General features: G+C 63.3%; 15 protein-coding genes. 6 read left to right on the top strand and 9 right to left on the bottom strand.

Annotated elements, in window-relative coordinates; genetic code table 11:
* Positions 1 to 36: 36 nt before the first annotated feature.
* Complete coding sequence (locus ACVDG8_RS02705; RefSeq protein WP_455707518.1) at positions 37 to 1,164, bottom strand: DUF4350 domain-containing protein; 1,128 nt, start codon at positions 1,162 to 1,164, stop codon at positions 37 to 39.
* Positions 1,161 to 1,787 carry a DUF4129 domain-containing protein gene (locus ACVDG8_RS02700; RefSeq protein ID WP_447253304.1) on the bottom strand — a complete coding sequence of 209 codons (627 nt, stop codon included), beginning with the start codon at positions 1,785 to 1,787 and terminating at the stop codon, positions 1,161 to 1,163. Before ACVDG8_RS02700 ends, ACVDG8_RS02705 begins: the two co-directional genes overlap by 4 nt.
* Positions 1,788 to 1,935: 148 nt before the next feature.
* On the opposite strand from ACVDG8_RS02700, the gene ACVDG8_RS02695 reads away from it, so the two are divergent.
* The 5 genes from ACVDG8_RS02695 (at position 1,936) to ACVDG8_RS02675 (ending at position 5,170) form a co-directional block, all read left to right on the top strand.
* Entirely contained in the window at positions 1,936 to 2,718 is a 783-nt protein-coding gene (locus ACVDG8_RS02695) for a hypothetical protein (RefSeq protein ID WP_447253303.1), read from the top strand.
* A 180-nt stretch (positions 2,719 to 2,898) separates the two neighbouring features.
* The gene (locus ACVDG8_RS02690; protein WP_447253302.1) at positions 2,899 to 3,762 is read left to right on the top strand and encodes a hypothetical protein; all 864 of its coding nucleotides are present in this window, start codon (positions 2,899 to 2,901) and stop codon (positions 3,760 to 3,762) included.
* Between the two features lie 21 nt (positions 3,763 to 3,783).
* The gene (locus tag ACVDG8_RS02685) at positions 3,784 to 4,041 is read left to right on the top strand and encodes a hypothetical protein (RefSeq protein ID WP_447253301.1); all 258 of its coding nucleotides are present in this window, start codon (positions 3,784 to 3,786) and stop codon (positions 4,039 to 4,041) included.
* 24 nt (positions 4,042 to 4,065) lie between these two features.
* A complete protein-coding gene (locus tag ACVDG8_RS02680) occupies positions 4,066 to 4,542 on the top strand; it encodes a hypothetical protein (protein WP_447253300.1) in 477 nt (158 codons plus the stop codon).
* Positions 4,543 to 4,798: 256 nt separating this feature from the next.
* Positions 4,799 to 5,170, top strand: coding sequence for a hypothetical protein (locus ACVDG8_RS02675; RefSeq protein ID WP_447253299.1), 372 nt, complete (start codon positions 4,799 to 4,801; stop codon positions 5,168 to 5,170).
* A 26-nt stretch (positions 5,171 to 5,196) separates the two neighbouring features.
* Here the strand turns inward: ACVDG8_RS02675 and ACVDG8_RS02670 are convergent, their stop codons facing one another.
* The 4 genes from ACVDG8_RS02670 to ACVDG8_RS02655 all read right to left on the bottom strand — a co-directional run bounded on the left by ACVDG8_RS02670 (position 5,197) and on the right by ACVDG8_RS02655 (position 10,593).
* On the bottom strand, positions 5,197 to 6,894 hold the full coding sequence (locus ACVDG8_RS02670) for a tetratricopeptide repeat protein (protein ID WP_447253298.1): 1,698 nt from the start codon (positions 6,892 to 6,894) through the stop codon (positions 5,197 to 5,199).
* Between the two features lie 75 nt (positions 6,895 to 6,969).
* On the bottom strand, positions 6,970 to 8,094 hold the full coding sequence (locus ACVDG8_RS02665; protein WP_447253297.1) for an NAD(P)/FAD-dependent oxidoreductase: 1,125 nt from the start codon (positions 8,092 to 8,094) through the stop codon (positions 6,970 to 6,972).
* A gap of 56 nt (positions 8,095 to 8,150) precedes the next feature.
* Entirely contained in the window at positions 8,151 to 9,662 is a 1,512-nt protein-coding gene (locus tag ACVDG8_RS02660; RefSeq protein WP_447253296.1) for an amino acid ABC transporter permease/ATP-binding protein, read from the bottom strand.
* 94 nt (positions 9,663 to 9,756) lie between these two features.
* A complete protein-coding gene (locus tag ACVDG8_RS02655; protein ID WP_447253295.1) occupies positions 9,757 to 10,593 on the bottom strand; it encodes an ABC transporter substrate-binding protein in 837 nt (278 codons plus the stop codon).
* Between the two features lie 205 nt (positions 10,594 to 10,798).
* Between ACVDG8_RS02655 and ACVDG8_RS02650 the strand changes: the two genes are divergently transcribed.
* The gene (locus ACVDG8_RS02650) at positions 10,799 to 11,890 is read left to right on the top strand and encodes a LacI family DNA-binding transcriptional regulator (RefSeq protein ID WP_447253294.1); all 1,092 of its coding nucleotides are present in this window, start codon (positions 10,799 to 10,801) and stop codon (positions 11,888 to 11,890) included.
* A gap of 51 nt (positions 11,891 to 11,941) precedes the next feature.
* Here the strand turns inward: ACVDG8_RS02650 and ACVDG8_RS02645 are convergent, their stop codons facing one another.
* The 3 genes from ACVDG8_RS02645 to ACVDG8_RS02635 all read right to left on the bottom strand — a co-directional run bounded on the left by ACVDG8_RS02645 (position 11,942) and on the right by ACVDG8_RS02635 (position 15,869).
* Positions 11,942 to 13,582: an ABC transporter substrate-binding protein gene (locus tag ACVDG8_RS02645; protein ID WP_447253293.1), complete on the bottom strand. Its 1,641-nt coding sequence runs from the start codon at positions 13,580 to 13,582 to the stop codon at positions 11,942 to 11,944.
* Between the two features lie 581 nt (positions 13,583 to 14,163).
* Positions 14,164 to 15,177, bottom strand: a complete 1,014-nt coding sequence (locus tag ACVDG8_RS02640; protein ID WP_447253292.1) for an alpha/beta hydrolase — start codon at positions 15,175 to 15,177, stop codon at positions 14,164 to 14,166.
* 14 nt (positions 15,178 to 15,191) lie between these two features.
* Positions 15,192 to 15,869 (bottom strand): isochorismatase family protein, encoded by a 678-nt coding sequence (locus tag ACVDG8_RS02635; RefSeq protein ID WP_447253291.1) that lies wholly within the window; start codon positions 15,867 to 15,869, stop codon positions 15,192 to 15,194.
* Positions 15,870 to 16,142 lie beyond the last annotated feature (273 nt).

The following is a 16,142-nucleotide window of genomic DNA, read 5'->3' as shown; positions in this document are numbered from 1 at the left end:
CTGCTTCATGCATTGCGGCCAAATTGTTGGAATCGTTCACCGCTTTGTAGCGTTGCGTGAAGCCGTGCGTCTCGCCCTTGTCGCGGAATCGAGCCAGCGGTCGAGCGCCTCGCTTTGCAGCCCCTGCGGCGCGCCGAGCAGGGCGCCGGCGCGCTGACGCATCAGCGCCGCGTAGCGGTCGCCGAGACCGTCGAGCCGCCCGGCGCGCTTCAGAAGCATCGCCGTGGTGTCGACCAGCGCGCGCTTGCCGAACGCGATAGCGCGCCCCTCGGCACGTGGCGGCCCGAAACGGCCGAGCCCATGCAGGAAGGCAAGGGCGGCCGCGATCAGCACCGACAATGTCAGCGCCAGGAAAGGTGGTTCGATCAGCAGCTTGGCCAGATCGTAGCTCTGGCCGATGCCGTGCAGGCTGAGGTCGAACATCACCGCGCCTTTGCCGGGTTCCAGCATGGCGATCATGTCGAGTGCTGCGGCCGCCTTCTGCTCATCACCCAAAGCCGCGTTGTTGATGAAATCGGGATCGGTCAGGACATAGAACGGCTCGTCGTCAAGCTCGGTGAGGATAGCCCGGCCGTCGCCCGCCGCGATCAACGGATGATTATCCGGCACCCATTGCAGTTCGTCCGGCGCAGCCACCATACGGCCGGCGATATTGATCTGCGAGACGGTGCTCTTTGCTTCGCCGAGCTTCGCCTTGGCGATGCGGCCGAGCCACTCATTGACGGTGCTGTTGGGCAGCCGCTCGACCTTTTCCTCCCAACCTTCATGACCGAACAGAGGAAAGGTCTGCCATTTCGGCAGCACGAAGAGCGTGTCCTTGCCCGAGCGCAGCTTGACGATCTGCTCGAGCGCGGCCGGATCGCTGCTCGGCGCGATGGTGACGACCAGCAGGAATGTCGATGCCAGCGGGGACTCCAGGTCCTTCTCGCCGCGCTCCATCGGCGGCGCCTGCCCGTTGGTGAGCTTCAGCCATTCGACAAGCCCGGCATAACCGGTCCCGCCCTTGGAAAGCGGCGTCGGGCCGCCTTCGGGCTGGCGGAAATCGGGCGCGTAAGTCGACAGCAGGAAAAACCCGGCCGCCGCCAGCAGACTGGCGAAAATGCCCCAGAACAGCGTTCTGCGGCTGAACGGCTCCTGTGCCGCCTCGGCCGGTTGCGCGCTCATGCCCAGCCCTCCCGGAAGGCGAAGCGCTCATAAGCGCCGCGCGCCTGCCGCCAGCCCTCGACGCCGACCGGGCGACGGGCAAACAGCGCGGCCTCGACGATGCGCGCGATTTCGCTGAAGGCCACGCGGGGCCGGCTCGGGATCGAATTGGCGGCGGAGATGTCGCGCGCGGTGAGCGACGGACGCAGGAAATCGGGCAGGCGGCTGGAGATATCAGCGACGCTGCGGCGCAAGAGCAGATGGACCGCCTCGTCATATTCGCCGCGCGCGGCGAGCGCATCGGCCTCGGAGAGCAGGATCTGCGCAGCCTCGGCGTCCGGGCGCCATTCCTCCTTCGCCTCGGCCTGCTTGTGTTTGCGCCACCATGGCAGTTGCCAGGCGACGCCCTTGGCTTCAAGCGCGAGCAGGAGGATGATGATCGCGGCGGCGCCGATGACGGCGGCCCAGAACATATAGATCATATAGGGGCCGAGCTTGCCGAGGCCGTCCAGCAGCGGCTTCAGCCATTCCGGCGGCTCGGTCCGCACGTAGCCGGGCAGGGTAAACTGGATCGAATCATCGCTGAGCAGCTGCTTGTGCAACTGCGCCAGCCGTCCGGCCTCTTCCGTCCCTGCGGCTGCCACCCGCGCGTCCCCCTGCAACCTGCGGTTCGGCGCCGACACTGGCAACATGCTAGGATAATTGCAAGCGCACTGGACGCGACCCTTCAAACTTGGCAAATTTACTTTGAAATCGCCAATTTGATACGATGGCGACTCGGGGGGAATTATCATGACAACTGCGACATTGGGACGACCCGGCAGATTCGAGATCGGCAGGGTGTTCAGCAACACCTTCGAGGTGATTGGCCGGAACATCGGGCTTTGTGTGGGGCTTGCTGCGCTGTTCGCCGGGCTGCCGTCACTGATTATCCGGCTCTTGACCCAGCCGCAGATCGACAGGATGCTACATCAGGATCCGGCCACCGTGGCCGATCCAAGTGCCATGTTTCGCAATTCTTACATAACCATCGTCGCCGGCCTGATTTCGTTCGTGTGCGCGCTGCTGCTGCAATCGGCGCTGGTGCGGGCAACCATCGAAGACCTCAACGGCAAGCGGCCGTCCTTCGGGGACTGCATTCAGATCGCGCTTCGCTTCCTGTTGCCGACGCTTGCGGTCGGCCTGCTGGTCGGCATCGGCGCGGGTCTCGCCGCCATTGCCCTGATCGTGCCCGGCGTCATCCTTTGGCTTGGCTGGTCAATGGCGGTGCCCGTGCTCATCCAGGAGCGGCAGGGTGTGTTCGGCTCGATGTCGCGCAGCCGGGTCTTGACCAAGGGCAGCCGCTGGTCACTGTTTGGCCTGTTCCTCATTCTGTTCATCATCGCGATGATCATTCAATGGGGAATGCTGCTCGTGCTTGCAATGTTCGGCGGCATCATTGCCGAGATCGGAGCCGCGCTCGTGCAGACGGTTGTTTCGATGGTGCTGTCGATCGCCACGGCGGTCAGCTATGTCGAACTGCGCCAGGCGAAGGAAGGTGCCAGCATCGACGAACTGGCGAAAATATTCTCGTAAGCACACGCTTGCGAAATGATCCGGGCTGGCAAACATAGCCAGCCCTTGTCGGATGGGTTTAGCTGCAACCTGTGGTTCGGTGGCCGCGCCGACGGTTGCAGATTCACCTGATCGTAAGTATCAATCTAGGTGATTTATACTTTCCAATTTCGGCTATTCATTAGCAGGGGGGAATATAGGATGGCATCGATCGCAAGCGATAGGTCGGAGAAATTCCGGATCGGTCGGGTGTTCAGCAACACGTTCTCGGTCATCGGCCGCAGTTTCGGTCCGTTGATCGCAATCGTCGGTCTTTTTACGACACTGCCGGCATTGATCTACAACTATTGGAACTTCAGCCGGATCGCTGGCCTTGGAGCAGGCGGTGTTGCCGGCATGGAGCGCTCAGCGCTGGCAAGCTACGGCGTCATTTCGCTGATTGCTGGACTGGTGATTTTCGTGCTGGCGTTTCTCGCGCAGGCAGCGCTGGTTCGGGCGACGGTCGAGGACCTGAACGGCAAGCGCCCGGCGATCGGCGACTGCATACAGATGGCGCTGCGCAGTTTCTTTCCGGCGCTTGGGATCGGTATCATCGCCGTTTTCGCAATGGCGCTGGCCGGCGGCGTAATGGCTCTCCTCGGCTCGCTCATCCCCTTGCTGGGTTGGCTTGTAGGACTTGCGATCTTCATCGCCGCCGCGATCTGGGTGCTCAGCATTTCGGTCGCGATACCAGTCGTGGTCCAAGAGAGGCAGGGCGTATTCGGTTCGATCTCGCGCAGCAGGGCGTTGACCAAGGGCAGTCGCTGGTCGGTTTTCGGACTGTTCCTGGCCATCGGCATAGTAGCGATGGTCATCCAGCTCGGTTTCTCTTTGCTGTTCGGACTCACGGTCGCATCGGCCGGTGGTATCTCCTCCGCCGGAGCGGTGGTCGGAGCTGTTGGGAGCAGCCTTGTCTCCAGCATCTTCTCAACCGTCTTTTCGGTGGCGATCGCGGTGACCTATGTCGAATTGCGCCAGGTCAAGGAAGGCGCCAGCATCGACCAATTGGCCGAAATCTTCTCGTAAGAATAGGGCGGTAGGGCGATCATGGCGTCGATTACGAACAGTAGCGACCGATTTCGAATCGGCCGGGTATTCAATGACAGCTTCGCGGTGATCGGCCGCAATCTGGCCTTGTGCCTTGGCCTGGGCGTGGCGTTCCACGCCCTGCCAAGGTTCATCGCTTGGCTTTGGTACATGAATAGCCGCGCGGCCGGCATGACGGGTTCGGCATTTGTTTCCCAACACGCAATCCTCGTGGTGCTGGGCGCGGTGGTGTATCTCGTTGTCACCGCTGTCCTTTAGACATCGCTCATCCGTGCCGCGATCGTGGATTTGCGGGGCGAAAAGCCTACTTTTTCGGATTGCTTCGGCGTCGCGATCATATTGTTTTTGCCGATTCTGGGCGCCTCGTTGCTGGTGACGCTTGGCATCATAATCGGCTTTGTCCTGCTGATAGTACCCGGCATTCTTGTTCTGCTTCGCTGGGCGGTTACGATGCCCGTCCTCATTCAGGAAAGACGAGGCATTCTCGACAGCATGGCACGCAGCCGCGATCTGACCGCGGGAAGCCGTTGGCCAATGCTGGGGCTTTGGGTGATCCTCATCGTGGTGAGTGTCTTGGCGAGCCTGGTGATCAGTCGTGTCGCCATCCCTTTGAACGTCACGTTCGGATTGTTGGCGGACTCCGTGATCAGGGCTGCTCTCCTGGTGCTTTCGTCCGTGGCCATGGCCGTCACCTACATCGAATTGCTGCGGATCAAGGAAGGCACCGGCGTCGAGGACCTGGCGGAGATCTTCTCGTAGTTAGAAGGGACCGACCCGATCGCACAGGAAACCCGGGCGCAGCCGGAAAATTTCGGCTGGGCGGGATAGTCGGCGATACGGCTTCGTTCATTGGGCGGAATCTGGTTCTCTCGCTTGCGGTCGCCGTTCTCTTTTTCGCTCTCCCGTCAGTGCTGATCGGTCTGCTGACCTTCGCCTATCGGATGAGAGCGGGCTATCCGGCCGGTGGCGTCGAACCTTTCGCCGTTGCGGTCCATGTGGGTTTTTCCCTGTCTTGATGGCCGGCGCGATCTTCATCGCCATTCCCGGAATTCTGGTGTGGGTTCGTTGGTTCGTGGCTATCCCCGTGCTCGGGCGCGAGAAGCCGGGCATACTGAAGAGCCTCGCCCGTAGCCGCGACCTCACCAAGGGATGCCGATGGTCATTGGTCATGTTTTGGCTCGTCACGTTCGCCGTGTCCTTCCTGACAACCATGATATCAAGACATTGGGTGCTGCCTTTTGGCGTTCCATCCCGCGTCGTGTTCGGCAGGGTCGAGGCTGCGGCCGGCTCTTTCCTGACTGCTGTGGTCATAGCGGTCACCTACATCGAGTTGCTGAGGGTCAAGGAAGGGATCAGCGTCGAAGACGTGGCTGAGATATTCTCTTAAGCTAGGCGGCTTGGCTGGCATTGCCCTCAATGACAGCAGTCGTCCTCTGATCGGCCGTTTGGCTCTACGCTCGTTCGGCACAGGCATGACGAGGTGATCGGCACATCCGCCTTGGCCACCGCCGCTGCAAGCTTGGCCTGCAGTCCCGGCAATTCGTCCTTCTCGCCGCGCCGCTTGAGGCACTCGACCAGCCCATGCAGCGCCCAGACATTGTCCGGGTGCTGGGCGCAGCGCTGCACGGCATTGCTTAAGCCGAGATCATCGCGATAGACCTGCTCGGCCTCCGCCGCATGGCCCTGGTCGAGCAACAGTGCCGCCAGCGCATGGCGCGGCGGGTGCATCCAGGCCCATGGCTCGGTGTAGGACAGATTGTCGTCGATCTCGACCGCGCGCCGCAAATGCTCATAGGCCTCATCGTGGCGTCCCTGGTGGTAGGCGAGCTCGCCGTCGAGCAGCGCGGCGCCAACCCCAAGCGAGGCCCGCGTCGGGTTGCTGAGGAAGCGGCGTTCGGGGGAAATGAGATCAATTTGCCGGCTAAACAAATCGCGCTCGCGCTCCGCCGCCGCGAATTCGCGCAGCGTCGCGTGCGCCACGCCCTTGGCGTAATGCTGCATGGCCGTCGTCAAGACATAGAGCTCGGGCTCGCCATTCATCGGCTCATCGATGATCTCGCGCCAGCGCCCGAAGCGCACCTGCACATGCGATTTCATCGCATGGTACCCCTCGACCGTCTGGGTCAGCTTCGGCCGTTCGGCGATGCTGACCACATCGCGCGTCACCAGGCTGCGCACCTTGTCCGCGGCCCAGATCGCCGGCTGATATTGGCCGAGGAACATGCAGGTGAACATCATCAGATGCAGGTCGTGGCAGCATCCAAGCAAATAGTAGGTCGGCTCGCCGGCATAGGCGAGGTAGAGGTCGTTGGCGCGCACCGCCTTTTCGCTGGCGAGCTTTGCCTTGTCATACGCGCCGCACAGCACATGGATATGCCCCGGCATATGGTTCATGTGGCCTGCATCCGGGCACATGGTTCCCAGCCGTTCCGCCGAGCGCATGCCGCGCTCCGGCTGCGTCGACATTTCGAGCAGATGGATGTGGAGATGCAGGGCGGCCGGATGCGGCGCGGTGCCTGCCTCGTCCGAAAGCCGGATCGAGCGCTCGCAGATCTCAAGCGCCTCGAGCACGTCCGAATTCGGTGCCGGCGCGCCTGTCTTGAGGTTCCACAGCCGCCGCACCGTGCGCATCATCAGCGCCTCGACCGTCAGCGCCATCACATCGTGGTCGTCGGGAAACTCGCGAAAAACCTGCCGCATCGCGGCGGCGTAGGCGTTGTCCCATTGCTCGAACTCGGCCGGGCTCACGCCACGCGGCTCTTGGAAGCGCGCGGCCAGCGCCTCGATCAGCCGCTGCTCGACAGCGCTGGCGCCCGCCGCATTGGCTTGCGCGAGCTGCACATGCTCGAAGCAGCGCCTGGCGACATGATCGGCCTCGGCCTTGCCATGCTCCTTCCATGTCAGGTTATAAAAAGGCCCGGTGGCATAGGCGATGCCCCAATGCACGAAGGCGCAGCCGGGATCGGTCTCCAGCGCCTTTTCGAAGCATTTTATGCCTTCCTCGTGGTTGAAGCCGTAACACCAGTTCAGCCCGATATCGAACCAGCGCTGCGTCTCGGCTGAGGATGTCGAGATGGGGCGGCGATAGGTGCCAAGGTCGAAGTGGTCCATGTCTGATTGCTTCTCTTACTGCGAGCCGGCGAGGCGCAATCTGTGCCGAAAGGCACGTATTTGGCAAACAGCTTATCAACTGTCGAACCGCGCGGGGCGAAATGGCTCAAGCAGCGGGCTAGGCGTGCCGCAGGTGATCTCCCCAGCGAGCAATTCACCCGCGATCAGACCGAGCGTCGCACCACTGTGGCTGAAGATGACATGGTAGCCGGGAATGCCGGTCAGTTGACCGATCACCGGTTCGCCGTCCGCCGGTATCGGCTTCGGACCCATATGAAAGCTTTCCATCGCCAGTTTCGGATTGCCTGCCAAAACCTTCGAGGCTTCATCAAGCAGGCCCGCGATCGTTGATGGCCTCGCCTCGTAGCTGCCGTCGTCGTGCACGACGACCTCATCCTCTGACCAGGCGGAATCGAGCGCGAAGGCGCCGTTCGGCGTCGGCCGGATGGCGACAGGCGGCGTGTTCAGCACGGCGCGCAGCGGGTGCGGCATCGGTTTGCTGATGACGAGAAGCGCGCGTGTCGTGCCGTCGCCTATGCGCCTGCCCACTTTCGCCGCCATGGCAGGCACGGCCGAGCCCGTCGCGACCACCACGGCGTCGGCTTCGACGACGTGGCCGGAGGCTGTTCTCACGCCGCTGGCGCGGCCATTGGCCAGGATGACCTCGGCGGCGCCGCCATCGGTGATGATCCGGCCGTCGCGTTCGCCGAACTCGCGCAGCAGCAGGTCGATGAGCGACGGCAGATCGACCCAGCCTTCGCCAGCGTTGAAGATCGCCCCTTGTGGTGAAACCGCCCTTGCGTCGATACCCGGCGTGACGGCCGCAATGTCATCGGGCGCAAGCAGGCGGGTCTCGTAGCCGATCGCCTGTTCGTGGCGAAAGATTTCCGCAATCTGGTTGGCGGCATCGTCGGCGTCCCAGGTCAGGCCACCATCCAGGCGCAGCCAGGCGCCGCAGTCCTGCGCCGCGGCCAACTTCCGGTAGCGATCGAGGCCCGCCATGCGCAGGCTGTGATAGGCAGCCGAGCGCTTTCGCGCCGAATTGAGCCAGGCCAGCGAGCGCGACGACGCTCCCCTGGCAAGCGGGCCGTCATTGATGATCGTCGTTTTGACGCCGAGCCTGGCGAGGTGGACGGCCGTGGAGACGCCGAAGATGCCTCCGCCGATGACGGCGACCTGGAGGGCGGTGTTGTTGCTCATGAATGCAGCTTTCAATGATCGGATCGTTGGTTTTGAAGTCGGCGCCGCGGCATCGGTCACAGCACCTCGGCGAGGAATTGCCGGAGTCGTGGGCTCTTCGGCTTGTCGAAGATTTCCGCCGGCGGGCCGACCTCGACGATGCGGCCTTCGTCCATGAAGGCGACCTGGTCCGCCACTTTGCGGGCAAAACCCATTTCATGGGTGACGACGACCATCGTCATGCCGCGCCGGCCGAGATCGGCCATCAGGTTGAGCACGCCCTTGACGAGTTCGGGGTCGAGCGCGCTGGTCACCTCATCGAACAGGATGACTTCAGGGTCCATGGCGAGCGCGCGCGCAATCGCCACGCGCTGCTGCTGGCCGCCCGAAAGACGGCTCGGCCGGTAGTCGGCGCGCGCCTCGAGGCCGACCTCGGCAAGCCGCGCTTCAGCGGTGCGCCTGGCCTGGCTGCCCGCCATGCCTTTGATCCTGGTCAGCGCCAGCATGACGTTCTCGATCGCGGTGTGGTTGGGGAATAGGTTGAAATGCTGGAAGACCATGCCGACGCGTCGGCGCAGTTTTTCCGGCTTCATCGCCAGGATGCTTTCGCCGTCGAGCAGGACATCGCCCGCCTTGGGCTCGACCAGCCGGTTGAGGCAGCGCAGCAACGTCGATTTTCCCGAGCCCGACGGGCCGATGACGCAGGTGACGGTTCCCGGCTCGACCTTGAGCCGGATCTGCCTCAGCACCTGCAACTCGCCATAAGCCATGTCGAGATCGCGGACTTCGAGGCCGGCTGCCTTGATCGCTGGTCGCGCCGCCAGGGCGGAGGTTTCCTTCAACTCGCCGACCTCGACGAGCCCGCTGACCACGCCGCCCGGCTTCTGCTTGCCGAGCCGCAGGCGGCTGTCGATGCTGTTGACCAGATGCGTCAGCGGCACCGTGATGACGAGGTAGAACATGCCGGCCACGAGCAGTGGTGACAAATTGCCGGTGACCACCGCCTGGTCCTGGCCGATGCGGAAGATCTCGCGTTCGGAGGCAAGCAGGCCGAGGAAGTACACGAGGCTGGAATCCTTGACGTTGCCGATGAACTGATTGACCAGGGCAGGCAGCACCCGGCGCACGCCTTGCGGGATCACGATCAGCCGCATGCCCTGGCCATAGCTCATGGACAGCGCGCGGCAGGCTTCCATCTGACTGTTCTCGACGCTCTGGATACCCGAGCGGAAAATCTCGCCGATATAGGCGCCGGCGATCAGGCTGAGCGCCAGGATCCCGAGCGGGTAGGGCGAGGGGCCGAATATCTCACGGCCGATACGGGCAAAGCCCTGGCCGATCAAAAGGATGGTGAGGATCGCCGGCAGCCCGCGAAAGACGTCGGTGTAGACGCGCGCCGGGATGCGCAGCCAGGCGGAGCGCGAGATGCCCATCACCGCAAGGATCATGCCGATGAGGATGCCGAGCACGGTGGAGGCGGCGGCCAGGATCAACGTGTTCTTTAGCCCAATGGTGAGCAACGACGGCAGCACCTCAGCCATCGCGTCCCAGTCGAAGAAACTGCGCTGAAGGTTCTCTAACCAGTCCATCCGTCAACCTGCCTTGCGCGGCGGCAAAGGCCGCGCGATCTCTCATCACCTGCCAGAAAGGCCGCCGGCATTCGCGCCGGCGGCATGACGCAGATCAGTTCTTCTTGGGGAGATATTGCTCTGGCATCGGCGATCCGGGGAACCATTTCTGGTAGAGGTCCCGCCAGGTGCCGTCCTGCATGGCTTCGTGAATGCCCTTGTTGAGCGCTTCGCGGAATGCGTCGTTGCCCTTGCGTATGACAAAGCCGGCCGGCGCGTCGAAGGACGGGATGTTGATGGCGATCTTCAGGGCCGGATAGCGCTCGCCATATTGTTTGGCCGCCTCATAATCGAGGAAATGACCGTCGATCGTGCCGTTGTTGAGCGCGGCGATGGCCGAGTTGTTGTCGGGGAATTTCACCAGGTCGGTGTTCGTGAAGGTCTTGGTGGCATAGATTTCCTGCAGCGTGCCCTGCACGACGCCAAGGCGCTTGCCGGCGAGGCCTTCGGCGCTGGTGATCTTGGGGTCGGACGTCAGTACCGACAGGTAGCCGGCGAGATAACCGTCGGAAAAATCGACCGTCTTCTTGCGCTTCTCCGTGGTTCCGATTGCCGCGACGGCGACATCGAAGCGCTGATTGGCGACCGATGGCATCAGCGCCGAGAAATCCTGACCGGTGAAGGTCACCTGATCCGGCTTGAAGCCCATCCGGCCGACGACGTTCAAGAAGAATTCGAGATCGAAGCCGGTGAATTTGCCGTCGGCGGTGGTGAAGGCATAGGGCTTGGCGTCGCCCATCGTGCCGACGCTGATCACTTTGGGATCGATGAGATTATAGGGATTGTCCGCCGCCCACGCCTTGGGCAAGGACAGCGCTGCCAGCGCAATTGCGAAGACGAGCGCGCCGAGGCTCTGCCGCCGGCTCGCTGTGAAAAGACCTTTGATGCTCATTGGTTGTTCTCCACTCTGAAGATCGGTGCGCGCTGGGCATTGAAACTGCACAGCGGACAATTTCGACACGGGCTTCCGATGCGACGCCTCCGGGCGTTCTTCTTCTAATGAGACCGGTCTCAAGCGTGAATGAGACCGGTCTCTTGACATTTGTAGGCATAGGAACGACCATCCGTCAACGAATTTGAAAGCGACTTTTCCAAGAATGAAGCGCCCACCCAAGGCTCCTTCCATCACCGTCAGCGACGTCGCCCGCGAGGCCAAGGTCTCCAAGGCGACGGCTGCTCGCGTGCTCGGCGGCTATGGCCGGGTGAGCAAGACGGTGCGCGCCGCTGTGCTGGAGGCGGCGAAGGCGCTCGACTACCGGCCGAACGAACTGGCGCGCAGCATGACGACCGGCCGCTCGGGCAGCATCGGCGTGGTCGTCGGCGACATCGAGAACCCGTTCTTCTCGCTCGCCGTGCGCGGCGTCAGCGATGCGGCGCGCTTGTCCGGCATCAACGTCATCCTCGCCAATTCCGGCGAAGACGTCGAAGCGGAGAAGAATGCGATACGCGTTCTGATGGCAAAGCAGGTCGACGGACTGATCGTGACGCCGGCACAGTCGGGCGAGATCGGTCATCTCAAGGAGATCGCCTGTCCGCTCGCGCTGCTCGACCGCGCGCTGCCGGAGCTCGATGTCGATACCGTCACCGTCGATGACCACGACGCTGCCTGGCGCGCCACGCGCATCCTGACGCAAGCTGGGCACCGAAAGATCGCCTATGTCACCGCCGCGGTGTTGTCCGGAGACTTTCGCGGCGCCGCTTCGAGGATCAACACCTCGACGGTGCGCGAGCGCATCCTGGGCTTCCTCGATGCTTGCCGCGAGGCCGGCGTGGACGGGGCGGAACGCAACATCCATTTCGGCAGCGGTCGGTCGCAAGGCGCACACGCCTTCATGCAGGACCTGCTGCGCAGCCAGGATCGGCCGACGGCGATCCTGGCGTCCGACAGCGTCGTGGCGCTGGACCTGTTCAAGGCGATCCGGGAATGCGGCCTTGGCATCCCGCGCGACATATCGCTGATCACCTTCCACGATGCCGACTGGACCAGCGTGACCACGCCGCCGATCACCGTCATCGACCAGCCTGTCTACGCGCTGGGAAAGTCGGTGGCGGAGTTGTTGATACGCCGGCTGAAAGGCGACGACCGTCCGCCCGAAAGGATCGTGCTGCCTACGACGATCATCGAGCGGATGTCGGTCGGTCCGTCGCCACAGGCCGCTGAGGCTTCACGCTTGCGGCAAGATCGATAGTCGGCCGGCGCGGCTCGTCGAACCGAGCCGGCCGACGGCGCCCTGGGAGGATCAGGACTCCAACCACACCGTCTCGAAATGCTGCTCGAGCGCCTGGTGCTGCACGCAGCCATGCACGCCCTTGCGGTAAGTGCGGTAGACCGAACGCCAGTAGGGCTGGATGATGATGCCGCTATCGCGCAAATTCGTCTCGATCTTGGCCATGATCTCCTTGCGCTGGGCGGCATCGGGCGTTGCCAGCGCCTTGTCGAGAAGTTCGTCGAACTCCTTGTTGGCATAGGCGCTTTCGTTCCAGGCGCCGCCCGACTTGTAGGCCAAAGCCAGCACCTGGACGCCAAGCGGGCGTCCGAGCCATTCGGTGCAGGAATAGGGGAACTTGGCCCAGTCGTTCCAGAAAGTCGCGGCCGGCAGCACGGTGCGCTTGATCTTGAGGCCCGCCTCGCGGATCTGCGCGGCGATCGCGTCGGCGGTGCTTTTCTGCCATTCGATATCGACCGAGATCAGCTCATATTCGTGGTCGGCCTTGCCGGCTTCCGAGATCAGCTTCTTTGCCTGGTCGACGTCGCGCTTGGCCGGTCCGATGTCGGCGAATTCCGGATGCATCGGACCGACGTGATGGTTGTCGGCGGGCTTGCCCCGGCCGTCGAGGCCAAGCTTGAGCACCGCCGCATTGTCGACGGCAAGCTGGGCGGCGCGGCGCACCTTGACGTCGTCATAGGGCGCGTTGGCGACATTGAAGCGGGCAACGATGGTCGAACCGGTGGCGATCTCGGAATTCTGCAAACCCATCTTATCGGTCTGCGACACGGCGTCGGAAGCCGTCTCGTGGTCGGTATCGATCTCACCGGATTCGAAGGCCGACAGCATGGCGTTGGGATCGGAGCCGTAGTCGACCCATTTGATGCCGTCGAGATAGAACTCGCCCTTCCACCACGGCTTGTCCTTGCGCTTCACCTCCGCGCCCGTCTCGGCGTCCCAGCTCACCAGCTCGCAGGGACCGGTGGTGATGGCGAGCGCCTTCTTCGGGTCGGCGTCGCCGTCATAGGAGCGATGCATGATCAGCGCCGGATAGTCGGCCATGCCGGCGATCAGCGAGATGTCGGGCTTCGGCAGGTTGATCTTGATCGTGTGGTCGTCGACTTTCTGGATGCCGCCATCGACCGCTTTCTTGGTGTCGGCATTGACCAGCGCGCCCATGCGCGCCGCGACCGAATTGCCGGCGACCGATGCGTCGCACCAGCGGTTGAGGTTGTGGATCACGTCGTCGGCGTTGAAGGTATCGCCATTCGACCAGGTGATGCCTTTGCGGACATGGAGCGTGACCGTTTTCGCATCGTCGCTGGTTTCCCAGCTTTCCAGCAGCCACGGCTCGAAGGAAAAGTCGGTGTTCCAGCGCACCAGATATTCATTGCAGTGGCGCGCGACATTCGACATCTCGACGCCGTCGAAAGTACGCGGATCTTTAAAGCCCTTGACGTTCATGGCGACGCGCAGCGTGCCGCCGCGCTTCGGCTCTTCGGCGCGCGCAGGCGAGGGCGCCAGCCCACCCAGCGCCAGCGCGCCGGCGGCGCTGACGCCGAAGCCGGCCATCAGCGCCAGATATTCGCGCCGGCTGATCGCGCCCTTCTTGAAATCGTCGGCAATCGGCTTGGCGCGCGGGTGCAGTTTTCTGTCGGTCAGCATGAATTTCATCGTCGTTCCCTCTTTTGTTGGTACCTGTCGCTCAAGGTCTGCCAGCGCAGTGCGCAGGGCCGGCGATAGGCACAAAAGACAACGAACGCCCCGGCCGCCGTCAGGCGCGGGGGCGGATACGACCGCCAGAGCGCCGTTGCCTGTGGAAGGATGATAGGTCCGCTTTCCGCGGCGAAATGTTTGGATTTCCGCAATTCTTGTGCGCGGTTCCGCAGGGGTACAGCCAATCTCTCCGCTTGTGGGGAGAAGCCCGGTCCACCCTCCGTAGCTGCGGCGCAGCTGCTGCGGAGGACGGGCAGGGCAGAGGGGGACGCTGTCCCGCCGGCATATCAGCTTGGGGCTGAACCTTCCGCGCTTCGTCATCCTCGGGCTTGACCCGAGGATCCATGCCGTGACCTCCACCATAAGCGCAGCGGTGCAGAATTCTGTAGTCGTTGCAACACCTTAGCGTCACGGCATGGATCCTAGGGTCTGCGCGCGTCGCTTCGCTCCTTGCTTCGCCCTAGGATGACGATCTCAAGGCTAGCGATCCTTCGCGCCCCCCTCTGGCCTGCCCGTCCTTCGCAGCAGCTGCGCTGCAGCTACGGAGGGTGGACCGGCATCTCCCCCACGAGGGGGGAGATTGGCGCTTCATCGCTGGCTCCCAGCTTTGCAATATCGCCAATAATCGCCGCAAACGCCTCCGCCGCGCGGCGCACGGTCATGCGGGCGCGCAGAAAACTGTGCACCAGCCGTGGTTCTTCGCGCCACACGGCGCGGCCGCCGGCGGCGAGAATGCAATCGCGATAGGCCTCGCCATCGCACGACAGTGGATCGCATTCGGCGGTGACGATTACTGTCGGCGGCAGGCCGGAGAAATCGCGGTCCTTGAGCGGCGAGAAAGTGGGATCGTCGGGAGGCTGTCCTGGTGTTGAACGGATGCGGCGATAGAAGTCGATATCGGCAAGCGTCAGCAGCGGCGCCTCGGCATGCTCGACATAGGAGCGCCCGGTCCCGTCGCCGCCGAGGCCGGGGTAGATCAGCATCTGGCCGACGGCATGGCGAGGATGGTGCCGTGTCGCCTGCGCCACCGCGGCGGCCAAGTTGCCGCCGGCGCTTTCGCCGCACAGCACGATCGGCAGGCTTGTCATCGCCGCCGCGCTTTCGAAGATCGCAAGCGCATCGTCGAAAGCAGCCGGATGCAAATGCTCCGGCGCCAGCCGGTAGTCGCCGGACACGACGTCGAAGCCGGTCCCGGCGCAGATTTCGGCGCAGATGTCGTCGTGGCTGTTAAGGTCGCCGAGCACGAAGCCGCCGCCGTGATAATAGACGACAAGCGCGCGCGCCACTTTGCCCGTCATACGGTAGTGGCGCACCGGAACGGCGCGACCTTCCGCGGCGAATATGCCGTCGTTGGCGGTGACCCCTTTGGGACAGTGCAGATGGAAGGCCCGGCACATCGCATCGTAGACGGTCCGTTGCTCGGCAATCGGCAGCTCGCCGATTTCGGGCGGATAAACGCTGTTGACCCGGTCGATATAGTCCCACAGCGCCGGGTCGAGCCGGGTGGCGTATTTCCCGCGTCCGGCTGTCTTGAACTTGTGGACCGTGCCCATAAATCCGCCCTCGGTCAGAGCTCGTTGTAGAGCCGCTCCGCGTTCTCGAAGGTGAAACGCAGCGGCACCGAGCCTTCGACCTGCCACACATTGACAGTGTCGCCCGCCATCAGCCGGCAGGCGTCGAGCGTGTTGGTGACGGCGCCGCCATAAAGCCGGTTGGCGAGGTTGAGGATGCCGGTCTGGTGCATGGCCGCGCTACCGCTGCCGCAGGCATCTTTCACCAGGAGCACGCGAAATCCGCGCGCCACCGCATCCTTCACCGTGGCGTCGATGCAGGCCTCAGTCCACACGCCGGCAATGACCAGCCATTCGATGCCGGACGCCTTGAGTTTATCGGCGAAGTCGTTCCTGCCGAAGGCGCTCGCTTCCTGCTTGACCAGCATGGCTTCGCCGTCCTTGGGGCCGACCTCATGGCAGATCGCCGTCAGCGGATCATCCTTGTCGGAGAAGGCCGACTTGCCGGTGTTGTCCAATGGATGAAAGGGCCGCGCCTCGGCAAGGTCGACGATATAGGCCCAGTGATGGAGCGGCACGAAGTTGCGCCGCGCCGCCTCCTGCAGGCGCCGGACGTTGGCGAGGATGTCGCCAAAGCCCTCGACCAGATAGCGCTTGTCCCGGCGGTGCTCCTCCTGGAGATCGATGAACACCGCGGCCACCGTGCCGCGCCGGATGGAGACAGGGGTTTTCATGCGGATGCGCCTGTGTGTGTGGCCGCCAACACCGCTCCGTTCAGCGAATCGGCGCAAACGGTGGTGATTGGCCGTTGCCTCCCCAGCTTCGTCATCCACGGGCGAAGCAGGAGCGAAGCTCCGTCGCGGAGACCCGAGGATCCATGCCGTGACGTTGGCCAAGTAACACAGCGGAGCAGAATTTGCACCGTTGCGGCGCTCGGGAGTCCCGGCATGGATCCTAGGGTCTGCGCCGCGTCGCTGCGCTCCTTGCTTCGCCCTAGGATGACGATG

This window comes from Mesorhizobium sp. ORM8.1, from assembly GCF_053005525.2.
Note: the sequence above shows the minus strand (reverse complement) of the source record. Positions and strands in the feature narration are given on the sequence as shown.

Bases quoted from the DNA above. Each gene is read 5' to 3' on its own strand.
- ACVDG8_RS02655 (WP_447253295.1), bottom strand. From the start codon at position 10,593: ATGAGCATCAAAGGTCTTTTCACAGCGAGCCGGCGGCAGAGCCTCGGC.
- ACVDG8_RS02695 (WP_447253303.1), top strand. From the start codon at position 1,936: ATGACAACTGCGACATTGGGACGACCCGGCAGATTCGAGATCGGCAGG.
- ACVDG8_RS02645 (WP_447253293.1), bottom strand. From the start codon at position 13,582: ATGAAATTCATGCTGACCGACAGAAAACTGCACCCGCGCGCCAAGCCG.
- ACVDG8_RS02660 (WP_447253296.1), bottom strand. From the start codon at position 9,662: ATGGACTGGTTAGAGAACCTTCAGCGCAGTTTCTTCGACTGGGACGCG.
- ACVDG8_RS02690 (WP_447253302.1), top strand. From the start codon at position 2,899: ATGGCATCGATCGCAAGCGATAGGTCGGAGAAATTCCGGATCGGTCGG.
- ACVDG8_RS02635 (WP_447253291.1), bottom strand. From the start codon at position 15,869: ATGAAAACCCCTGTCTCCATCCGGCGCGGCACGGTGGCCGCGGTGTTC.
- ACVDG8_RS02670 (WP_447253298.1), bottom strand. From the start codon at position 6,894: ATGGACCACTTCGACCTTGGCACCTATCGCCGCCCCATCTCGACATCC.
- ACVDG8_RS02650 (WP_447253294.1), top strand. From the start codon at position 10,799: ATGAAGCGCCCACCCAAGGCTCCTTCCATCACCGTCAGCGACGTCGCC.
- ACVDG8_RS02665 (WP_447253297.1), bottom strand. From the start codon at position 8,094: ATGAGCAACAACACCGCCCTCCAGGTCGCCGTCATCGGCGGAGGCATC.
- ACVDG8_RS02675 (WP_447253299.1), top strand. From the start codon at position 4,799: ATGGCCGGCGCGATCTTCATCGCCATTCCCGGAATTCTGGTGTGGGTT.
- ACVDG8_RS02705 (WP_455707518.1), bottom strand. From the start codon at position 1,164: ATGAGCGCGCAACCGGCCGAGGCGGCACAGGAGCCGTTCAGCCGCAGA.
- ACVDG8_RS02640 (WP_447253292.1), bottom strand. From the start codon at position 15,177: ATGGGCACGGTCCACAAGTTCAAGACAGCCGGACGCGGGAAATACGCC.
- ACVDG8_RS02685 (WP_447253301.1), top strand. From the start codon at position 3,784: ATGGCGTCGATTACGAACAGTAGCGACCGATTTCGAATCGGCCGGGTA.